Origin of the sequence: Pseudomonas putida, assembly GCF_001941965.1 — a bacterium.
Lineage (GTDB): Bacteria > Pseudomonadota > Gammaproteobacteria > Pseudomonadales > Pseudomonadaceae > Aquipseudomonas > Aquipseudomonas putida_L.
The window spans coordinates 56,983-77,013 of the sequence record NZ_MKZO01000073.1; the positions used below are offsets into that span (position 1 = coordinate 56,983).

The 20,031-nt window shown below is 65.1% G+C and carries 15 protein-coding genes; 7 read left to right on the top strand and 8 right to left on the bottom strand.

Translation table 11 applies throughout. From position 1 onward, the window contains the following. The first annotated feature begins 57 nt into the window (after nt 1-57). On the top strand, nt 58-10,491 hold the full coding sequence (locus PSEMO_RS29245; RefSeq protein WP_178392076.1) for an autotransporter-associated beta strand repeat-containing protein: 10,434 nt from the start codon (nt 58-60) through the stop codon (nt 10,489-10,491). 107 nt (nt 10,492-10,598) lie between these two features. Here PSEMO_RS29245 and PSEMO_RS29250 read toward each other — a convergent pair whose 3' ends face one another. Then, nucleotides 10,599-11,747 (bottom strand): acyltransferase family protein, encoded by a 1,149-nt coding sequence (locus tag PSEMO_RS29250; RefSeq protein WP_081430363.1) that lies wholly within the window; start codon nt 11,745-11,747, stop codon nt 10,599-10,601. Nucleotides 11,748-11,836: 89 nt separating this feature from the next. On the opposite strand from PSEMO_RS29250, the gene PSEMO_RS29255 reads away from it, so the two are divergent. Next, nucleotides 11,837-12,400 (top strand): hypothetical protein, encoded by a 564-nt coding sequence (locus tag PSEMO_RS29255; RefSeq protein ID WP_075806348.1) that lies wholly within the window; start codon nt 11,837-11,839, stop codon nt 12,398-12,400. Further along, entirely contained in the window at nt 12,400-12,960 is a 561-nt protein-coding gene (locus PSEMO_RS29260) for a nucleotidyltransferase family protein (protein WP_075806349.1), read from the top strand. Before PSEMO_RS29255 ends, PSEMO_RS29260 begins: the two co-directional genes overlap by 1 nt. A gap of 115 nt (nt 12,961-13,075) precedes the next feature. On the opposite strand, the gene PSEMO_RS29265 is transcribed toward PSEMO_RS29260, so the two are convergent. From PSEMO_RS29265 to PSEMO_RS29280, 4 genes are all read right to left on the bottom strand, one after another. Then, nucleotides 13,076-13,417, bottom strand: a complete 342-nt coding sequence (locus PSEMO_RS29265) for a HopJ type III effector protein (RefSeq protein WP_075806350.1) — start codon at nt 13,415-13,417, stop codon at nt 13,076-13,078. Continuing rightward, nucleotides 13,410-13,706, bottom strand: coding sequence for a DUF1244 domain-containing protein (locus PSEMO_RS29270; protein WP_075806351.1), 297 nt, complete (start codon nt 13,704-13,706; stop codon nt 13,410-13,412). The genes PSEMO_RS29265 and PSEMO_RS29270 overlap by 8 nt, the downstream gene beginning before the upstream one ends. Nucleotides 13,707-13,719: 13 nt before the next feature. Continuing rightward, nucleotides 13,720-14,412 (bottom strand): dihydromonapterin reductase, encoded by a 693-nt coding sequence (gene folM / locus PSEMO_RS29275; RefSeq protein WP_075806352.1) that lies wholly within the window; start codon nt 14,410-14,412, stop codon nt 13,720-13,722. A gap of 82 nt (nt 14,413-14,494) precedes the next feature. Further along, nucleotides 14,495-15,076: an antibiotic biosynthesis monooxygenase gene (locus PSEMO_RS29280; protein ID WP_075806353.1), complete on the bottom strand. Its 582-nt coding sequence runs from the start codon at nt 15,074-15,076 to the stop codon at nt 14,495-14,497. A gap of 218 nt (nt 15,077-15,294) precedes the next feature. Between PSEMO_RS29280 and PSEMO_RS29285 the strand changes: the two genes are divergently transcribed. Next, nucleotides 15,295-16,245, top strand: coding sequence for a MerR family transcriptional regulator (locus PSEMO_RS29285; protein ID WP_075806354.1), 951 nt, complete (start codon nt 15,295-15,297; stop codon nt 16,243-16,245). Here PSEMO_RS29285 and PSEMO_RS29290 read toward each other — a convergent pair. Both PSEMO_RS29290 and PSEMO_RS29295 read right to left on the bottom strand, forming a co-directional pair. Further along, entirely contained in the window at nt 16,242-16,850 is a 609-nt protein-coding gene (locus PSEMO_RS29290) for a hypothetical protein (RefSeq protein WP_075806355.1), read from the bottom strand. The two genes, PSEMO_RS29285 and PSEMO_RS29290, sit on opposite strands and share 4 nt — an antisense overlap. Nucleotides 16,851-16,908: 58 nt before the next feature. Beyond that, complete coding sequence (locus tag PSEMO_RS29295; protein ID WP_075806356.1) at nt 16,909-17,370, bottom strand: PAS domain S-box protein; 462 nt, start codon at nt 17,368-17,370, stop codon at nt 16,909-16,911. A gap of 123 nt (nt 17,371-17,493) precedes the next feature. Here PSEMO_RS29295 and PSEMO_RS29300 point away from each other — a divergent pair, with 123 nt between their 5' ends. After that, on the top strand, nt 17,494-17,949 hold the full coding sequence (locus tag PSEMO_RS29300) for a flavodoxin (RefSeq protein ID WP_075806357.1): 456 nt from the start codon (nt 17,494-17,496) through the stop codon (nt 17,947-17,949). A gap of 1 nt (nt 17,950) precedes the next feature. On the opposite strand, the gene PSEMO_RS29305 is transcribed toward PSEMO_RS29300, so the two are convergent. After that, nucleotides 17,951-18,841 carry a LysR family transcriptional regulator gene (locus tag PSEMO_RS29305; RefSeq protein WP_075806358.1) on the bottom strand — a complete coding sequence of 297 codons (891 nt, stop codon included), beginning with the start codon at nt 18,839-18,841 and terminating at the stop codon, nt 17,951-17,953. 97 nt (nt 18,842-18,938) lie between these two features. Between PSEMO_RS29305 and PSEMO_RS29310 the strand changes: the two genes are divergently transcribed. Beyond that, a complete protein-coding gene (locus PSEMO_RS29310; RefSeq protein ID WP_075806359.1) occupies nt 18,939-19,325 on the top strand; it encodes a CidA/LrgA family protein in 387 nt (128 codons plus the stop codon). Next, a complete protein-coding gene (locus tag PSEMO_RS29315) occupies nt 19,315-20,001 on the top strand; it encodes an LrgB family protein (RefSeq protein ID WP_075806360.1) in 687 nt (228 codons plus the stop codon). Before PSEMO_RS29310 ends, PSEMO_RS29315 begins: the two co-directional genes overlap by 11 nt. The last annotated feature ends 30 nt before the right edge of the window (nt 20,002-20,031 follow it).

A 20,031-nucleotide genomic window follows, 5' to 3' on the forward strand; every position in this document is an offset into this window, starting at 1 on the left:
GGCAACAACACCAGCCTGAGCGTCGGCGGCAGCAACCTCAGCAGCCTGTTCAACGGCGTGATCTCCGGCAACGGCAGCCTGGTCAAGGCCGGCAGCGGCAGCCTGACCCTGGCGGGTAGCAACACCTACACCGGCAACACCCAGGTCAACGGCGGCACGCTGAATGTCAGCGGCGCCCTGGCCGGCGGCCAGGTCCAGGTGAATACCGGCGCGACCCTGACCGGCGGCGGCTCCATCGCCGGTCCGGTGAACATCGCCGACGGCGGCCACCTGGCGCTGAACAGCGGCTTCAAGCTCAGCACCGGTGCACTGACCCTCAATGGCAACTCGAACCTCGACGTCGGCCTCGGCTCGCCGTCTACCGGCGGCAATGCGCTGCTCGCCGTGGGCGGCAACCTGACCCTCGACGGCAACCTGAATGTCAGCGATATCGGCGGCTTCGGCGCCGGTATCTACCGTCTGATCGACTACACCGGGGCCCTGACCGACAACGGTCTGGTGATCGGCTCCGTACCGGGCAGCGTCCAGCCGAGCGACCTGCAAGTGCAGACCGCGATCGGCGCGCAGGTCAACCTGCTGGTCGGCGGCGCCAACGGCAGCGTGCTGTTCTGGGATGGCAGCAGCACCGTCAGCGACGGCGTGATCCAGGGCGGCAGCGGCACCTGGGATGCGACCACCACCAACTGGACCACGGTCAACGGCACCGGCAACCGTGACTGGAGCAGCAACTTCGCGGTGTTCCAGACCCCGGCTGGCAGCGTCACCGTCAATGGCACCCAGGCGATCACCGGTCTGCAGTTCACCGTGGACGGCTATGTGCTCAACGGTCCTGGCGCCCTGGAACTGGTCAACAACGGCAACGGCACCGCGACCTTCCGGGTCGATCCGAATGCCACCGCGACCCTCAACCTCGGCCTGAGCGGCAGCGGCACGCTGAACAAGGTGGACAGCGGCACCCTGGTGCTCAACGGCGCCAACAGCTACACCGGCGGCACCGTGCTCAATGGCGGCACCCTGGTGCTCGGCAACAACGCGGCATTGGGTAACGGTACCCTGGTCACTGCGGCCAACACCACCCTGGACAGCAACACCGCCATCACCCTGGGCAACAATATCGGCACCTTCGGCGCCCTCAACCTGACCGGCAGCAATGCCCTGACCCTCAACGGTCTGGTCACCGGTGGCGGCAGCCTGGTCAAGAACGGCACCGGCACCCTGACCCTGAATGGCGCCAACGCCTACGTCGGCGGCACCACCATCAACAGTGGCGCGCTGGTCCTGGGCAACGACAGCGCCCTCGGCACGGGTGCCCTGCATGTGGCAGGCACCGGCATCACCCTGGACAACACCCCGGCACTGTCCCTGGCCAACGCCATCGACCTGGGCAACAGCCTGACCCTGCTGGGCACCAGCGACCTCGCCTTGAACGGCGTAGTCAGCGGCGCTGGGAGCCTGGTCAAGAATGGTCTGGGCAACCTGACCCTGGGTGGCCTCAACACCTACTCCGGTGGCACCACCTTGGCCGCCGGCAGCCTGACCGTCACCAATGGCGCGGCACTGGGTAGCGGCGCGCTGAACGTCACCGGCGCTTCCAGCCTGAACAACAGCGGCGCGGTGACCCTGGGCAACAACGTCAACCTTGGCGCCGACCTGACCCTGCCAGGCACCGCCAGCCTGACCCTGAACGGTGTGCTCGCCGGTACCGGCGGCCTGAACAAGACCGGCTCCGGCACGCTCACCCTCAACGGCGCCAATACCTACGGGGGCGCTACCAGCCTTGCCGGTGGCACGCTGGTGGTCGGCAACAACACCGCGCTGGGCACCAGTCACCTGACGGCTGCGGACGGCACCGCGTTCGACAGCAGCACAGCCCTCAGCCTGGCCAACGGCATCACCCTGCTGGGCGGCCTGAACGTCATCGGCAGCAACAACCTGACCCTGAGCGGTGTCATCGATGGCGCTGGCGGCCTGACCAAGAACGGCGCCGGTGTCCTGACCCTGACCGGCAACAACGGCAACACCGGCGACACCACCCTGAACGGCGGCACCCTGGTGGTCGGCAGCGACACCGCGCTGGGCGCCGGTGCCCTGAACACCGCCGATGGCGTGACCCTGGGCACCCTCGGCACGACGTCGCTGGTCAACGCGCTGAACCTGGGCGGCAACCTCAACCTGATCGGCAATTCCGACCTGACCCTGGCCGGCCTGGTCAGCGGCGCAGGCGGCCTGACCAAGAACGGCAATGGCAACCTGACCCTGCTCGGTGTCAACACCTACACCGGGCCGACCAACCTGAACGGCGGCACCCTGACTATCGGCAACGATGCCGCCATCGGCACTGGCGCCCTGAATGTCGGCGCCGCCTCCAACCTGGCCGGCACCAGCACCTTCAGCCTGGCCAACACCATCAACCTCGGTGCGCTGCTGACCCTCGGTGACAACAACGACATCACCCTGAACGGCAACGTGGCCGGTACCGGCGCACTGCTCAAGGGCGGCGCGGGCACCCTGACCCTGAATGGCGCCAACAGCTACAGCGGTGGCACCACCCTGGCCAATGGCAGCCTGCTGGTCGGCAACAACGCGGCGCTGGGCAGTGGCACGCTGAACATCACCGGGGCCGGGACCTTCCTCGACGCGGCCAACAACACCGGCGTGGCCATTGCCAACGCCATCGCCCTGGGTGCGAACACCCTGACCTATACCGGCAGTAACGCACTGGCCCTGAATGGCAACATCAGCGGCACCGGCAGCCTGCTCAAGAGCGGCCTGGCCACGCTGACCCTGGGTGGCAACAACACCTTCAGCGGTGGCGTGCGCCTGAACGCCGGGGTCCTGGTTCTGGCCTCGGCCACCGGCCTGGGCAGCGGCGCCCTGACCGCAGCGGGCGGCTTGCTCAACAACACCGTCAGCGCCAGCCTGAACAACGCCGTGCACCTGCTCGGCACCCTGACCCTGACCGGCGCCCAGAGCCTGGCGCTCAACGGCGTGATCGACGGCAGCGCCAACCTGGCCAAGACCGGCATCGGCAACCTGCTCCTGACCGGCAACAACACCTACACCGGCAACACCTTCCTGCTCGGCGGCACCACCACCGTCGGCAGCAACACCGCCTTCGGTACCGGCAACATCACCACCGGCAGTGCTGGCCTGGATAGCTCCACCGCGGTGGCCCTGGCCAACAACTTCAGCGTGCTCGGAACCCTGGTCATCGGCGGTACTTCCGACCTGACCCTGAACGGCGCGCTGACTGGCGCAGGCGGCAGCCTGATCAAGAACGGCGCGGGTACCCTGACCCTGAACGGCAGCAACAACTTCGCCGCCGGCGTCACGCTCAATGCCGGTACCCTGGCCGTGGGCCAGAATGGCTCGCTGGGCTCGGGCAACCTGACCGTCGCCGGATCGTCCACCCTGGTGGCGGCCAACAACGGCGTGGCCCTGACCAACGGCATCCAGACGGACAGCCGCCTGACCGTCGGTGGCGCCAACAACCTGACCCTGAACAGTGTCATCAGCGGCAACGGCAGCCTGATCAAGACCGGCACCAGCACCCTGACCCTGACCGGCGCCAACACCTACAACAACGGCACCACCCTCAACGGCGGCGTTGTGGTGGTCGGCAACAACAGCGCCTTCGGTACCGGTTCGGTGGTTGCCAACGCCGGCAACACCGCGACCACCGTGCGCAACACCGTGCTTCGCACCCTCAGCAACACCTTCGTGGTCGACGGCAACATGACCCTGGATACCCCTGCCGAGCTCCGGTTCACGGGCGCGCTCAATGGCAGCGGCACCCTGACCAAGACCGGCAGCAACGAAGTGCTGCTGCTCTCCGCCGGCAACTTCAACGGTGACATCGATGTACTGGCCGGTTACGTCACCGCAGTCGTTACCAATGCCCTCGGCGACCTGAGGTCCGCCAGCCTGGCGGCAGGGTCCGGGCTGACCGTCGATGGCAATATCAACATCGGCAGCCTGACCGGCCAAGGCGTCATGCGCATCACCAACGGCAATGTCAGCGTCGGTGGCAACAACCTCGATGGCGTGTTCGCCGGTACGGTGACCCAAAGCGGCGGCTTGAACAAGGTCGGCGCCGGGGTGCTGGAACTGACCGGCACCAGCGACAACACCGGGCTCAACACCGTCAGCGCCGGTACCCTGAAAGTCACCGGCAGCCTGAGTGGCAGCGGCGGCCTGAACGTCGACCCCGGTGCAATCCTGACCGGTAGCGGCAGCATCGGCGGCACCACCACCATCGCCGACGGCGCCACCCTGGTGGGCTACAGCGGCCAGAAGCTGACCTTCGACAACCTGGTGCTCTCGCAGGCCAGCAACGTCGACTTCAACCTGGGCTCGTTGACCACCAGCGCTGATGCGCTGTTCAACGTGAACAGCGACCTGACCATGGCGGGTACCTTCAACATCGCCGACTTCGGTGGCCTGGGCAACGGTGTCTATCGCCTGTTCGATTACGGCGGCGTCCTGATCGACAACGGCATGACCTTCGGCGACCTGCCCACGGGTGTGACGTACAGCGATCTGACCCTGCTCACGGGTACGAATAGCCAGGTCAACCTGATGGTGAGCTCCCCGAACCTGGTCATCCAGTTCTGGGATGGTGTCGATACCACCAGCAATGGCCTGGTCGAAGGCGGCAGCGGCGTGTGGGACAACACCACCGCCAACTGGGCCGAGTACGACGGCTTCGGCAACCTCGACTGGCAGGGCCAGTTCGCGGTGTTCCAGGGTGCTACCGGCACCGTTACCGTGGACGGCCAGCAGAACATCAACGGCATGCAGTTCATGACCGACGGCTACCAGTTGGTCTCCGGGACCAACGGCTCGCTGAACATCAGCAACCGTAACGGCTCCTACTTCGCCGTGCGGGTGGACAATGGCGTCACCGCCACCCTCGACCTGCCGCTGGAAGGCGACGGCATCCTGACCAAGCTGGACGTCGGCACCCTGGTGCTCAACGGCGTCAACAGCTACACCGGCGGCACCGCGCTGAACGGCGGCACCCTGGTGCTAGGCAATGACAGCGCCCTGGGCCAAGGTGCTCTGACCACCGCGGCCGGCACCACCCTGGACAGCAACCAGGCCGTGTCGATCGTCAACGACGTTACCGTGAACGGTGCGCTCAACCTGGCCGGCAGCAACGACCTGACCCTCAACGGCGTGGTCGGCGGCAATGGCAGCCTGGTCAAGAACGGCAACGGCTTCCTGACCCTGAACAACGTCAACACCTTCCTTGGTGGTCTCAACCTGAATGCCGGTCGCCTGATCCTGGGCGCCAACGGAGCACTGGGCGCTGGCGCCCTGACCGCTGCCAACGGCACCTCGCTGGACAACTCCAGCGCGCTGACCCTGGGCAACACCGTCAACCTGGCCGGCAACCTGCTGCTCGTCGGCAACAACGACCTGACCCTGAACGGTCCGGTCAACGGTGTCGGCAGTCTGACCAAGCAAGGCATCAGCACCCTGACCCTGAACGCCGTCAACGCCTTCACCGGCGGCACGAACCTGGCGGCCGGCAAGCTGAAACTGGGCAATGCCGCCGCGTTGGGCAGCGGCGCCCTGACCGTGAGTGGTGCGTCCGAGCTGGACACCAGCAGCGCCATGAGCCTGGCCAACAACATGCTGCTGAACGCCGCCCTGACCCTCGACGGCACGACCGACCTGGCGCTGGATGGTGCGATTTCCGGCGGCGGTAGCCTGATCAAGAACGGTCTGGGCAACCTGACCCTGAATGGCGTCAACGGCTTCGGCGGCGGCCTGACCCTGAACAGCGGCAACCTGACCCTGGGCAATGCGGGTGCGCTGGGTACTGGCCAACTGCGCGTTACCAGCAACTCGCGGCTGAGCAACACCAGCGCCATGGTGCTGGGCAACGATGTGGATATCAGCGGTACCCTGGCGATCGCCGGCAACAGCGACCTGACCCTGAACGGCGTACTCAGCGGCGTCGGCACCCTGGACAAGAACGGCCTGGCCACCCTGACCCTGGGCGGTACCAACACCTTCACCGGTATCTTCAACGTCCTGGCCGGTACCCTGAGAACCACCAGCAGCGGCGCCCTGGGCAACCCGACGCAGCTCAATGTCAGCAGCGGTGCCAACCTCGACCTGGGCGGCAACCTGGCGCTGACCAACCTGACGGGCAGCGGTGGCGTGGACGTCGACAGCGGCGTCACCCTGGCGGTTGCCGGCGGCACCTTCGACGGTGGACTGAGCGGTACCGGCAACCTGAACAAGGTCGGCAACACCACCCTGACCCTGACCGGCACCAACACCATCACCGGTGCCACCACCGTCAGCGGCGGCAACCTGGTGGTTGATGGCAGCCTGGCGAGCAACACCGTCAGCGTCGGCGCCAACACCGGCCTGTCCGGTACCGGCGACCTTGCCGGCGCCGTCACCGTGGCCAGCGGCGGCAACCTGAACCTGCAAACCGGCAATACCCTGAACGTCGGTTCGCTGGTGCTGGACAGCGGTTCCAACCTCAATACCAACCTGGGCGTGGCGCTTTCGGGCGATCCTTCGCTGCTGAGCGTGGCTGGCGACCTGACCCTGGGCGGCAACCTCAATGTGAGCGACGGCGGCGGTTTCGGCCGCGGTGTCTATCGCCTGGCCTACTACGCCGGCAACCTGGTCAACAACGGCCTGGTCATCAACTCCCTGCCGGGCACTGTCGATCCGAGCAACGTCGTGTTGCAGACCTCGGTCAGCAACCAGGTCAACCTGGTGGTGGGTGGTACCGACACCGTCTTGTTCTGGGACGGCAACCAGACTTCGGGCAACGGCGCCGTGGATGGTGGCTTCGGTGTCTGGGATAGCACCAACACCAACTGGACCAGCAGCGACGGCAGCATCAACCAGGCCTGGAATAACACCTTCGCGGTGTTCCAGGGCACTGGCGGCACCATCACCGTCAACGGCTCGCACGCCATCACCGGCCTGCAGTTCATGGACAACGGCTACACCCTCAACGGTGGTATCGGTGGCGAGCTGCTCCTTGGCACCAGCGCCGACATCCTGCGGGTCGATACCGGCGTGACCGGAACCCTGGGCCTGGCGGTCAATGGCACCGGGACCCTGAACAAAGAGGGGAACGGCACCCTGGTGCTCAACGGCGCCAATGGCTACACCGGCGGTACCGTCCTCAACGGCGGCACCCTCGTGGTGGGCAACGACGGCGCACTGGGCACGGGCGACCTGACCGCTGCAGCCGGCACCACCCTGGACAGCAACAGCGCGGTCACCCTGGCCAACAATGCCGTGCTCAATGGCGGCCTGACCGTCGCTGGCAGCAACGCCCTGACCCTGAATGGCGTGGTCAGCGGTGCCGGCAGCCTGACCAAGGCCGGCAATGCCAACCTGACCCTGAACGGCGTCAACACTTACACCGGCGGCACCGTGCTCAACGGCGGCAGCGTGACCCTGGGCAACAACGGCGCCCTGAGCAGCGGCACGGTCAGCGTCACCGGCGCCTCGCTGCTGGACAGCACCGGCGCCCTGCAACTGGCCAACGCCCTCAACCTGACCTCGCAACTGACCCTGGCCGGCAGCCAGGACACCACCCTGAGTGGTGTCGTCTCCGGCACCGGCAGCCTGGTCAAGAACGGCAACGGTTCGCTGCTGCTGAGCGGCGCCAACACCTACAGCGGCGGCACCACCATCAACGCGGGTAGCGTCACCGGTGATACCACCAGCCTGCAGGGCGCCATCCTCAACAACGGCGCGCTGACCTTCGCGCAGAACGCCGACGGCACCTACAGCGGCGCCCTGACCGGCGCGGGCACCCTGACCAAGTCCGGTACCGGCCAACTGTTGCTTACCGGCAACAGCGGCTTTACCGGCAACACCCTGGTCAGCTCGGGCAGCCTGGTCAACAACGGCACCCTGGCCAGCGCCAACGTGCAGGTCGCCAGCGGCGCCAGCCTCGGTGGCAGCGGCACCTACAGCGGTACCGTGACCATCGCCGACGGGGCCAACCTGAACGCCGGCACTGCGACCGCACCGCTGAGCGTGGGCAACCTCAACCTGTCCTCGGGCAGCAACCTGAACTTCGCCCTCGGCGCGCCAGGCGGTTCCACCACCGTGGTTTCGGTGGCAGGCAACCTGGTTCTGGATGGCACGCTGAACATCAGCAACGCCGGCGGCTTCGGCCAGGGGGTGTACCAGCTATTCAGCTACGGCGGCAGTGTCACCGACAACGGCCTGGTCTACGGCAGCCTGCCAACCGGTACCACGCTGGCGGACCTGACCCTGCAGACCGCCATCGCCAACCAGATCAACCTGGTGGTGGGTAGCGACCTGCTGTTCTGGAACGGCAGCAAGACCACCGGCGACGGCACCATCAGCGGCGGCACCGGCACCTGGGCCAGCGGCACCACCAACTGGACCAACACCGCCGGTACCGGCAGCAATGCCTGGAACAACACCTTCGCCGTGTTCGGCGGTGATTCCGGTACTGTCACCGTGGCCGGCAAGCAGTCCTTCACCGGCCTGCAGTTCCTCACTGATGGCTATACCGTGCAAGCAGGCACCGGTGGCGAGCTGGAGGCGGTCAACTCCGCCAGCGGTGACCTCGCGGCGGTCCGCGTCGGCACCGGTACCGCAGTCATCTCGGCGCCGCTGGTCGGCACCGGCGGCATCGAGAAACTGGATGCCGGCACCCTGTACCTCACCGGCGCCAACACCTACACCGGCGGCACCACCGTCAGTGGCGGCACGCTGATGGGCAACACCACCAGCCTGCGCGGCAGCATCACCAACAACGCCAACCTGGTGTTCGCACAAGGCACCAATGGGCAGTTCAGCGGCATCCTCAGCGGCACCGGCACCATCAGCAAGCAAGGTACTGGTGACCTGCTGATCGTTGGCAGCCAGCCGTTCAATGGCGCCTTCAGTGTCGACCAGGGCAGCGTGACCGTCGGCAACGCGGCCAACCCGGGTACGGTGTTCGGCGCCCAGGTCACCGTCGGCAGCGATGGCAGCCTGGCCGGCACCGGCAGCGTCGGTTCGCTGGTCAACAACGGCACCGTGGTCACCGGCCTGGATGGCGGCAACCTCTCTGTAGCCGGCAACTTCAGCAACGCCGGGACCCTGGCCATCAGCCTGGCCCCAAGCCTGACCAACTACCTCAACGTAGGCGGCACGGCGAACCTGGGCGGCACGCTGAACGTGGTCAACCTCGGCTCGTACACCGGCGACAGCCAGTACACCCTGGTCACGGCCACCGGTGGCGTCACCGGCACCTTCGCCAGCAATAACCTGGAGAGCCTGACGTTCCTCGACACCACGCTGAACTACGGCGCCAACAACGTGACCCTGGATGTGGCACGCAACGGCACCTCGTTCGCCAGCGTGGCGCAGACCGACAACCAGCGTGCGGTGGCGAATGCCCTGGACAGCGCCTCGGCGCCGGCCAGCTTGCGCAACACCATCATCAGCTCCACGGCCAGCAGTGCTGCGGCGGCCTTCGAAAGCCTGTCCGGCGAGATCTATGCCAGCACCGCGACCGTGCTGATCGAGGACTCGCGCTACGTCCGTGACGCGGTCAACGACCGTATGCGTGATGCCGGTTGCAGCGACGACCAGGACCCACGCCGTGCCCTGACGCCTAACAGCAACCAGCAGACCACCGGTCGCGGTTGCAGTGGCGAAGGGGTGGGCTGGATCCGTGCCGTGGGCGGCTGGGGTGATTTCGACGGCGGCCACAACGCGGCCAACGTCAAGCGTGACCTGTCCGGCTTCCTGATCGGTTTCGACAACCACCTCAACGACCAGGTGCGTGCCGGTATCGCTGCCGGTTACACCAACAGCAGCATCAGTGCCAAGGGTAAGCCGCAGGACGCCTCGGTGGACAGCTACCACCTGGCGGCCTACATGAGCTACCAGATGGACGCCTTCGCCGCACGGATGGGCGCCGGCTACACCTGGCACGACATCGACAGCAAGCGCTACGTCGAGGCCGGCAGCTACAACGAACGCCTGAAGTCCAGCTACAAGGCGCGTACCGCGCAGGTGTTCGGCGAAGTGGGTTATGCCATCGACGCGGGCGGCGTGGCGCTGGAGCCGTTCGCTGGCCTGGCCTACGTCAACTACGACAGTGATAAGGCCCGCGAGAAAGGCGGGGCAGGGCGTCTGGAGGCTGATACCCAGCAGGACAACGTGTTCTCCACCGTCGGTCTGCGTGCTGGCAAATCGTTCAAGCTGGACAACGGCAGCACCCTGACCCCGCGTGGCAGCATCGGCTGGCGGCATGCCTTCGGCGACACCAAGCCGGATGCGGACCTGCGCTTCATCGAAGGCGGTGCCGGGTTCAGCAACTCCGGTGTACCGATCGCCAAGGATGCGGCGGTGATCGAGGCCGGTCTGGACCTGAGCGTCGGGGCTGCCGGCAAGGTGGGCGTGGGTTACTCCGGCCAGTTGGCCAGAGAGAACCGCGACAACGCGGTGACCCTGAACTTCAGCATGGAGTTCTGATCCATCCACCCCGCCCGGGAGCGATGTTTTCTCGGGCGAAGTGGCTAAACCCCGGACAAAAAGAAATCCGCTTGGTGCGGATTTCTTTTTGTCCGGGGTTTAGTCGTTCAGCCCGTGGTGGACGCCTTATCGGCCGTGCCGTGCCTGCGCAATCTTGCGAGCAGACGCAGGGTCAGCTGCTTCGCTGGGCTTTCGAAGTAATTGAATATCAGCGCGCTGAGGGCCAAGGATATGCAGAAATAAAACAGACTGTAGTTGATATCATCTACCAGGGTTTGCGGAACTTCGGATTTGAAACGAATAAACTGACCGATCATGATCGAACTTTGATGGACCAGATAGAAGGCGAAGCTGGCCTTGCCAAGGTAAATCAGCGGACGGGTACTGATCGCCCGGGCCAGCGCGCCATTCTGGTACGCAAATGCAAAGATGATCAGCGCCAGCGGGCCGAGGTAGTAAAGGTCGAAACGATGGGCTGCGCTGACGCCGGGCGATAGCGCGATGAAAGCTGCCAACAATGCCAGCGACAGCGCCTGCAGGGCCGTTGCCTGGCCAGTCGACAGCGGCTTCAGCCCGTTGAACAGACGGTACAGAAGAATGCCCGCGAGAAAATCAGCCAGGCGCAGCGGCGCAAAGATGTACATGGTGAAGTGGTGAAGATGCTCGGGGAGTACTTCGGCAAGTCCCAGTTTACCGAGGATTACCACGCCCGCGACGAGCACCAGGACGCGGCTGCGCAACAATGTGAAGAGGGGGAACAGCAAGTAGAAGAACATCTCCACCGACAGACTCCAGGTTGGAGCGTTGAAGGAGAAGTAAGTCTTGGCTTCGGGGGAGAAGGCCTGGGTCAGGGTTACGTTGAACAGCAGGTTTACGAAATAGGCCAGGGTTCCGTCCGGCTCCGGGCGGATCAGGAACATGACATACAGTACGAGAACCAGAATATGCGCAGGATAGATCCTGGCGATACGTGAGGAAAGATAGCCGGCGTAGTTCGAACGGTTGATCTTCTGTCCAGCATGGGCGTAGGAAAGTATGAATCCGGATAATGCAAAAAAGAAGGTAACGCCCATGTATCCTTCATATAAAACATTGCTGTAGAGTGTCGATACTCCCGCGTTTGGGGTTGTTTTCAGAAAGTGCAGATGACTGAAAAATACAAATAGCGCGGCAAAGAATCGCAGCGACGTCAGAGCAGGTAATGGCGCTCGCATAGATGGACTCTGGAAGGTCTGGAAAGGAAAACATGGCAGCATACTTCAGGGTGCTGCTTCTCACAATGCATGTCGAGATTCTGGCGTCGCCTGTGTTGTTGCCGCGAGTTTCCAGGCAAAGAGGTCGCTAAATGGCGCGCTTGTACGTAACGCTCTCCCTGCTCCTTTATCTCCTGGCCCTGTGCCTCGACGCCGTGAACCTCAGCGGCGGCAATGTCGTGACTGCCCAGCAGGCGCTGTTCCAGGGACCCTGGGGCGTGGTCCTCGGCCTGTTCGGCTGGTTCGCCAATCCCCTGTTCGGTCTCGCCCTGCTGCTGCGTCGACGACTGCGCTGGCTGGCGCTGTTCCTCGGGGTCTGGGCCCTCTACCTGGCAGTCATGAGCTACGGCATCGAGCGCCTGCCGGACAACATCAACTACAGCTTCCATGACGTGATCGGCTTTGCTCCGGGCTATTACCTCTGGGCCCTGGCCATGGCCGCCTTCTGCATCGGCCAGGCCTGGTGGTGCAGCCGCGGGCGCAATGCCGAGGTGCCGCGCTGGAGCCTGCCGGAAGGCGCGCTGGCGTTGTTGCTGCTGGTGGTGATGGTGATCGGCCTGCGCGATGAAAACCTGCGCTTCGATCTCGACAAGCTGTTCGACATGCCGCCGTCGGTCTGGGAGATGCCGCCTCCAGCCCGGGACGAGTCGATCTGATGAGCCAGCTCACTGCCCAGGCCCTGATCGCGATGGCCATGAAGAACCCGCTCAATGCCCGGCTGATGGACATCTTGGTCGGTATGGAGTTGCCGCAGTGCATGCTCACCGCCGGCTGCCTGTTCCAGGCGCTGTGGAACCTGCGCATCGGGCGCGAGCCGGGCTGGGGGGTGAAGGATTATGACGTCATCTACTTCGACCACGACCTCTCATGGGAGGCCGAAGACCGGGTGATCCAGCGGGTCCGCGCGGCCTGTGGGTACTTTGCCGACAAGGTCGAGGTGCGCAACCAGGCGCGGGTGCATCTGTGGTACGAGGAGAAGTTCGGCGTGCCCTATGCGCCGCTGCGCAAGGTGACCGATGGCATTGATCGCTATCTGGTGCGTTCGACCTGCGTGGGCCTTGATGTGCGCAGCGGCGAGCTGTACAGCACCTGGGGGCTGGAGGATCTGCAGCACGGGGTGCTGCGCAGCAATCCGCTGAATGACCTGCCGGAGATGTTCCGGCGCAAGGCCGAGAGTTATCGTGAGCGCTGGGATTGGTTAAGGATCGAGGAGTGAGGGTGTTCTTTCGGGCCTCATCGCTGGCAAGCCAGCTCCCACAGGTCTCGCGTGCACCGCTGAACCTGTGGGAGCTGGCTTGCCAGCGATAGGGCCATCAGCTACATCACCAGCCTCAAGCCTTGCGCTTGAGCGGCTCACCCTCGAACTTCACCCCGGCCAGACCATGGGCGATCAGGGCGCGGATATTGCCGTGGTCGCTGCCTTCCGGCGTGGCGATTACCGAGCGGTAATGCTCGCCGAACGCCAGCAGTGCTTCCTGGTCGCTCAGGTCTTCCAGCAGGGCCAGGCCCAGGGTCTTGCACGAGCCTTCGTTCTGCCCGGCATTGCTCAGCAGGCCGCCATTGTCGAAGGCAGTCTGCTGGTAGTCGTAGTGCTCGGCAACGAACGCCAGGGTGTCGGCGAACAGGTGCTCGCCGCTGCTCAGGCTGGCACGCAGTTGAATCAGGTCAGTCATGGGTTTTTCCTTTGGCGAACGCGGCTTGCTGCTCGGCGCTGGCTTCTTTCTGGTATTGGCTTTTCCACTGGGCATAAGGCATGCCGTAGACCACCTCGCGGGCGTCATCCAGGCTTACCTCGATCTGGCGTTCGTCCGCCGCCGCCTTGTACCACTTGGACAGGCAGTTGCGGCAGAAGCCGGAAAGGTTCATCAGGTCGATGTTCTGCACGTCGGTCCGCTCGCGCAGGTGGCCGACCAGGCGACGGAAGGCCGCCGCTTCGAGTTCGAGTTGTTCTTGCGGGGTCATGGCGTTCTCGTTATCAGGCGATTCGGTTCTTCAGGTGGCGGCCACCGTTGATGACCACGTTGCTGCCGGTGCTGTACTGGCTTTCGAGCAGGAACAGCACCGCGTCGAGCAGCGGCTGGGCGCCGGGTTCGAACTCCAGCAGGGCCTTCTTCAGGGTCTGCTGGCGGTACTGTTCGTCGCCGCCTTCCTTGAGGATCAGCAACCCCGGGAGGATGCCGTTGACCCGCACCGACGGCGCGTACTTCTCGGCGAACGACAGCACCATGTTCTGCAGCGCGGCCTTGGTCGCGGCGTAGCCGATATGGCTCTTGCTGCCGCGGGACGAGGTTTCGTCGCAGATATGGATGATGTCCGACTTGTCCAGCTTCAGCAGTTGCTCGCCCAGGGCCAGGTTCAAGTGGTAGGGCGCCTCGACGTGCAGCTTGAACATCGTGTTCAGGTTGTCGAGGTCATCGTCCAGCCACAGCGAGGCGTTGTGGACGATGGCGCGCAGGCCGTCGTAGTGCGTGCGCAGGTGATCAATCAGCGCTTCGCGGTCGCGTTCGCTGCACAGGTCGGCCTGGAACGGGATGATGTTCGGGTGCGCCGGGGTGGTGATCTTGCTGCGGCTGGCGCTGACCACCGTGTGGCCGGCCTGCGCCAGTCGCGTGGCCAGCGCCAGCCCGACTCGCTGGCTGCCACCGGTAACTAGGATTGGGCTGTTCATATGCGGGGACGATCAACTTTTTCAGGTTCGCGGTCAGTTGCCAGCATACCCGAACTCGCCCGCGTTGGCCGCCCCCGGCCGGTCAGCGGCTTTCCAGGGATTCCCGGCGGTTTTCCCGGGTCGGGGATGGCCGCGCAGGTGCATTCAACCAGCCGGCCAGGCAGCGGGTCGACAGGGGAATGAAGAAATAGACCATCAATGGCGTCAGGCCGAGGGTGCTGAGGAGGATGCGCGGCAGCAGGCTCAACTCTGCCAGCCAGTGGCCGAACAGCAGGTTGAAGGCCAGCGACACCGGAAAGAAGGCCAGCCAGATTGCCACCGCCTGCTTCCAGCGCGGCGGGCGCTGTGCGGCATTGGCGCCGAACCAGCCTTCGATACCGCTGACGCGCTGCTCGGTGGGCTGCTGGAACAGGCCGTTGCCGCGGGCCAGCCAGGCGCTGCGCGAGGCGGAGAACTCCCAAGCGTGCAGGGTCTTTTCGTCGACGAAGCGGAAGATGATCTGGAATTCATCGCCCTGGGGCGGTGGCGCCAGTACGCCGGAGCCGAGGTAGCCGGGGAAGTCGGTGGCGAGCTGCTCGCCTTCGTGCAACCAGGCGATCATGTCCTGGTAACGACCTTCGGCAACGCGCCGGGCGACCATCAAGGTGACGGGATGGGTAGACATCGTGTATCTCCTGGCAAGCGGGTCGCGGCGGGTAGCCCCGACCCTTGGATGCCACCCGGGGTGTTGGGTGGCGTCCGAAATCAAGCAAGGATTATTCCGTAAATTATGTGACCCGTCAGTGTCAGTTTTTTCTGAAGTTGACCGGGCGGTTGGCTCCCGTCGTTGATCGACGGGTTAGAATGCGGGACTTTTTCCTACAACCCATAGCGTACACGGCGATGATCGAGCTTCCCCCGGCGTCACTCAGCGAACGCGGCCTGGACCACGAGGAACTGTTTCCCATCCGTGAAGTGGCGCGGCTGACCGGCATCAACCCGGTGACCCTGCGCGCCTGGGAGCGCCGTTATGGGTTGGTGCAGCCGACACGCACCGAAAGTGGGCATCGTTTGTACTCTCGCGCCGATATTGACGAGGTCCGCCATATTCTTGGCTGGATCGAGCGCGGCGTGGCGGTGAGCAAGGTTGGCAAGATCCTCGCCCGTGATCGCGCGGCGCATGTTCACCCTCCGGAAGTCGCCCAGCCCGAGGTGGCCAAGGACCACGAGCATTGGCAGCACCTGCTGCGCCAGGCCGTGCAGGGGTTCGACGAAGCGCGACTGGAGCGGGTCTACGGGCAGGTGTTCGCCAGTTATCCACTGGGCGTGGTATTCCAGGACATCCTCATGCCGCTGTGGCAGGAGCTGCGCATCGCCCATGACGGCTTTGGCCGCCTGAGCGACTGGCTGTTCCTCGACACCTTCCTGCGCGCCCGCGCCTGGCAGCGCCTGCAACTGGCCCGGGAAGAACAGGACACGCGCATTCTCCTGGCCGGATTGCCAGAGCAGTGTCGTGAGCTGGAGTTGCTGGTCTGCGCCCTGTTGCTGAGCAGCAGCGAGGTCGCGGTGTCGGTGCTGGGGACAGGGCAACCGCTGGAGGAGCTGAGCCTGATCTGCGAACGGGTGGCGCCGGATGCGCTGGTGCTGTTCTCCAATCACGCCCCGGCGACTGACCTGCCCAAGCGCCTGGCGCGACTGGCCCTGGGCCTGGACTGCCCGCTGCTGTTCGCCGGCGAAGCGTCGGAAATGGCCCATGACGCCCTGGTCGGTTCGCAGATCGTCTGTCTGGGCGGGGAAGGGCGCCTGATGCGCAGGCGCTTGCAGCAGTGCCTCGACGGGCACCTCGACACTTAGCTGGTGTGCACTTCAGGATGCGCCCGGCGGTGTTGCTGGAGCATGTACTGGCGCAGCCGCTCGATCTCTTCCGGCTGGCGCTGGCTCAGCTTGTAGGCCGCCAGACCCTCGGCGGTGATGCGTTGCAGGGTGCCGCGCAGGGCGATCGGGGCGATGCCGTCCGGCGCGAACCACAGGCTGAAGGACTTCGGCGCCTTCCTGCCTTCCGGTAGCTCCAGCAGCACACCCTTGAAGGAAATCTCCCGGACTTTCAGGCCGCTGCTCAGGCCCAACTGGTCTTCCAGCATCACCGGCTGGTCGAGGGTCATGCGCCAGGGCCGGACCACCGCCCCTTCTTCATAGATGCTCGGCGCGCCCAGTTGCAGGTGCAGGGCATGAAACTCGTCTTCCACCAGCAACAGCGGAAAACTCATCTGCTGATTGTCCAATTGCGCGTGCACGGTCACCTGCTCGCTGGCCACCAGCCGGGTGAGCAACTGCTGCAGGTCTCTGTGACCATTGAGGCGCAGGCTGGAGATGGCGTCCAGGCGGTTGAGCTGGGGCGAGCGGTGCACGCTCTGGATAAAGTCCAGTTCGTCCTGGGTCAGAAGGGCATCGGCTTGCATGATCGTGGATGCTGCGCGTTTCCGGGGGTGATGAGTGGACCGCGAATCGGTGCCTTTGTTAAGACCGCTGGTCGTTTTCCAGGTCGCGAATTCGCGCCCGGGCGTCGGCCAGTTCCCGCTCCAGCTCCGTGACCCGCTGTTCGGCTTCGACCTGGCGGGTGACATCCTTCTGGATACCGACGAAATACGTGAGCTGATCGGCCTCGTTGAACACTGGGGTGATCGACAGCTCGTTCCAGAACACGCTGCCGTCCTTGCGGTAGTTGCGCAGCACTTCGCGGCACGGCTGGCGGCTGTCCAGGGCCTGGCGGATCCGCGCCCGCGCCGGCTGGTCACGGTCGTCGCCCTGGAGGAAGCGGCAGTCGCGATAAAGGATTTCGTTGGCCTCGTAACCGCTCAGGCGCTCGAACGCCGGGTTCACGTAGATCAGGATGGTGTCTTCGTCGCCTTCCTGTTCGGCGACCACGATACCGTCGTTGGAGGCATCGATCATGCGTTGCAGCAGTGTGGCGTTGATCATCGGGGCAACCGGGGCGGAGACGACTGAGAGCGCGATTCTAGTGCATGTACGGCCAAGGGATAAGGCCTTTTGCCAGCCATCGATGCTAGTATCCTACGCTTTTGCTCAACTACGGAATCCGTCATGAAAGTGGTCATCCTGTCCGGTTCGGTCTATGGCACCGCCGAAGAAGTCGCCCGTCACGCCCAGTCGCTGCTCAAGGCCGAGGGTTTCGAAGCCTGGCACGCCGCCCGGGCTACCCTCGCCGACATCCAGGCGTTCGAGCCCCAGGCGTTCCTGGCCGTGACCTCGACCACCGGCATGGGTGAACTTCCCGACGGGCTGATGCCGCTGTACAGCGAAATCCGCGACATCCTTCCCGCTGCCTGGCGCGGCCTGCCGGGTGCGGTGATCGCCCTGGGCGATTCCAGCTACGGCGACACCTACTGCGGCGGCGGCGAGCAACTGCGTGAGCTGTTTGGCGAACTGGGCGTCAACGAAATCCAGCCGATGCTGCGCCTGGATGCCAGCGAAACCGTGACCCCGGAGGTCGATGCCGAGCCATGGATCGCCGAGTTCGCCGGCAAGCTGCGCGGCTGATTCACTCCGGTGGCTGCGGATATTCCTTCAGCAGTTCCAGCCAGGCCCGGGCCGCCGCCGACAGGTAGGCGCCCCGGCGCCAGATAAAGGCGATGTCCCAGCGCAGGTCCTGTGGTTCGCTCAGGGCCAGGCGCACCACGCCGGGGCGCTCCAGCGCCTTGGCCACGATTCTCGGCAACAGCACCACCCCTTGCCCGGCGGCCACCAGCGCGGCGAGGAAGTCCGCCTGGCCGCTGCGGCCGCCTTCCTTCGGGGTAAAGCCCAGGGCCTGGCAGGCACTCAACAAACGGTCGTTGAGCACGAAGCTGCGCTGATAGAGCAGGAAGGGGGTGTCCGCCAGTTCTGCCAGGTGCACGCTGGCCTTGCCGGCCAGTGGATGATCCAGCGGCAGCAGGGCGTCCATCGGCTCGTTGCAGAAGGGTTGCGAATCGAACGCCGGATCGTTCGGGGTCAGGCTGCCGCCCAGTTCCAGCTCACCGCTGAGCACCGCCTGCTCGATGGTGCGGCTGCCGCCTTCGAGCATCTGCACGCTGATATTCGGATAGCGTCGCCGGTATTCGGCAAACAGGCCGGCGAACAGCGCATCGCTGCCCAGCAAGGGCAAACCCAGGCTGAGTTCGCCACGGGCCAGCTGGCTGAGGTCGTCCAGTTCGTTCTGCAGGGCCTGGCGCAGATGCTGCATCGCCTCGCCACGCTCCAGCACCACCTTGCCGGCCGCCGTCAGGTGCAGGCGCGAGGCATGGCGTTCCAGGAGGACCACGCCAAGGTCCTGTTCCAGCTGGGCGACCTGCTTGCTCACCGCCGACTGGCTGATATGCAGGGTCTGCGCGGCCTGGGTGAAACCGCCGCGGTGCACCACTTCGATGAAACTGCGCAGTTGCTTGAAGTCCATGGTCTGGATTCCAGTTTGGAATGGAGTCCAGTCTAACAATTCGCTTTTTGCATGCGTGACCGAAATTTTACAATGGGCGCCCCTGAGGACCCCTTCGATGACCTTCGTGAACCTGAAATGCCTTGCGCGCCTGCTTGCCGAGCTGGGCGTGCTGCTGGCGCTTTACCTGCTCGGCGGGCAACTGGCGAGCTGGTTGGGCTGGCCGATCCCCGGCGGCGTGATGGGCCTGGCCCTGCTGCTGGTGCTGTTCGCTTTTGGCTGGCTCAAGCCCACCGCCCTGCAACGCGGCGCCGGGATCCTGATGGCGGAAATGCTGCTGTTCTTCATCCCGGCGCTGATGAGCCTGCTGGACTACGGTGCGCTGATGCGCAACGACGGCTGGCGCATCCTCCTGGTGATCACCGTCAGCACCCTGCTGGTGATGGTGGTCACCGCCTTTACCGTGGAATGGGTCTGCCGCCGGAGCCTGCGCCATGAGTCTTGAGCCGATGCCGCTGTTCTGGCTGGCCCTGACCCTGCTGGCCTACCTCGGCAGCCGCTGGCTGTACCGGCGCACCGGGCGCTATCTGCTGTCGCCGCTGATCCTGGTGCCGGCGGTGTTGCTGGCCATTGCCGTACCGCTGCACACCGCCTACGCCGAGTATTCCCGGGACACCCACTGGCTGATGGCGGTGCTCGGCCCGGTCACCGTGGCCTTCGCCGTGCCGATCTGGCAGCAGCGGCGCCTGCTGGCGCGGCACTGGAAGGCGCTGTGCCTGGGCATGCTGATGGGCAGCGCGGCGTCCATCGCCAGCTCCTGGGCCCTGGCCCGGCTGCTGGCGCTGGACAGTTCGGTGAGCCTGTCGCTGTTGCCGCGGTCGATCACCACGCCGTTTGCCATGCCGCTGGCCGAGCAACTGGGCGGGGTTCCGGAACTGACCGCGGTGTTCGTGATGTTCACCGGCGTGCTCGGCGCGGTGTTCGGCGGCGTGCTGCTGCGCTACCTGCCGCTGCGCACGCCGCTGGCCCGGGGCGCGCTGTTCGGCGTCGGCGCCCATGGCGCGGGCGTCAGCCGGGCGCGGGAAGTCGGTGGCGAAGAGGGCTCGGTGGCGGGGCTGGTGATGGTCCTGACCGGCCTGCTCAATCTCTTCGCCGCTCCGCTGCTGACGATGCTGCTGTAAGCCGTTCGGCGCGTGACCCGCAAGGTCAGC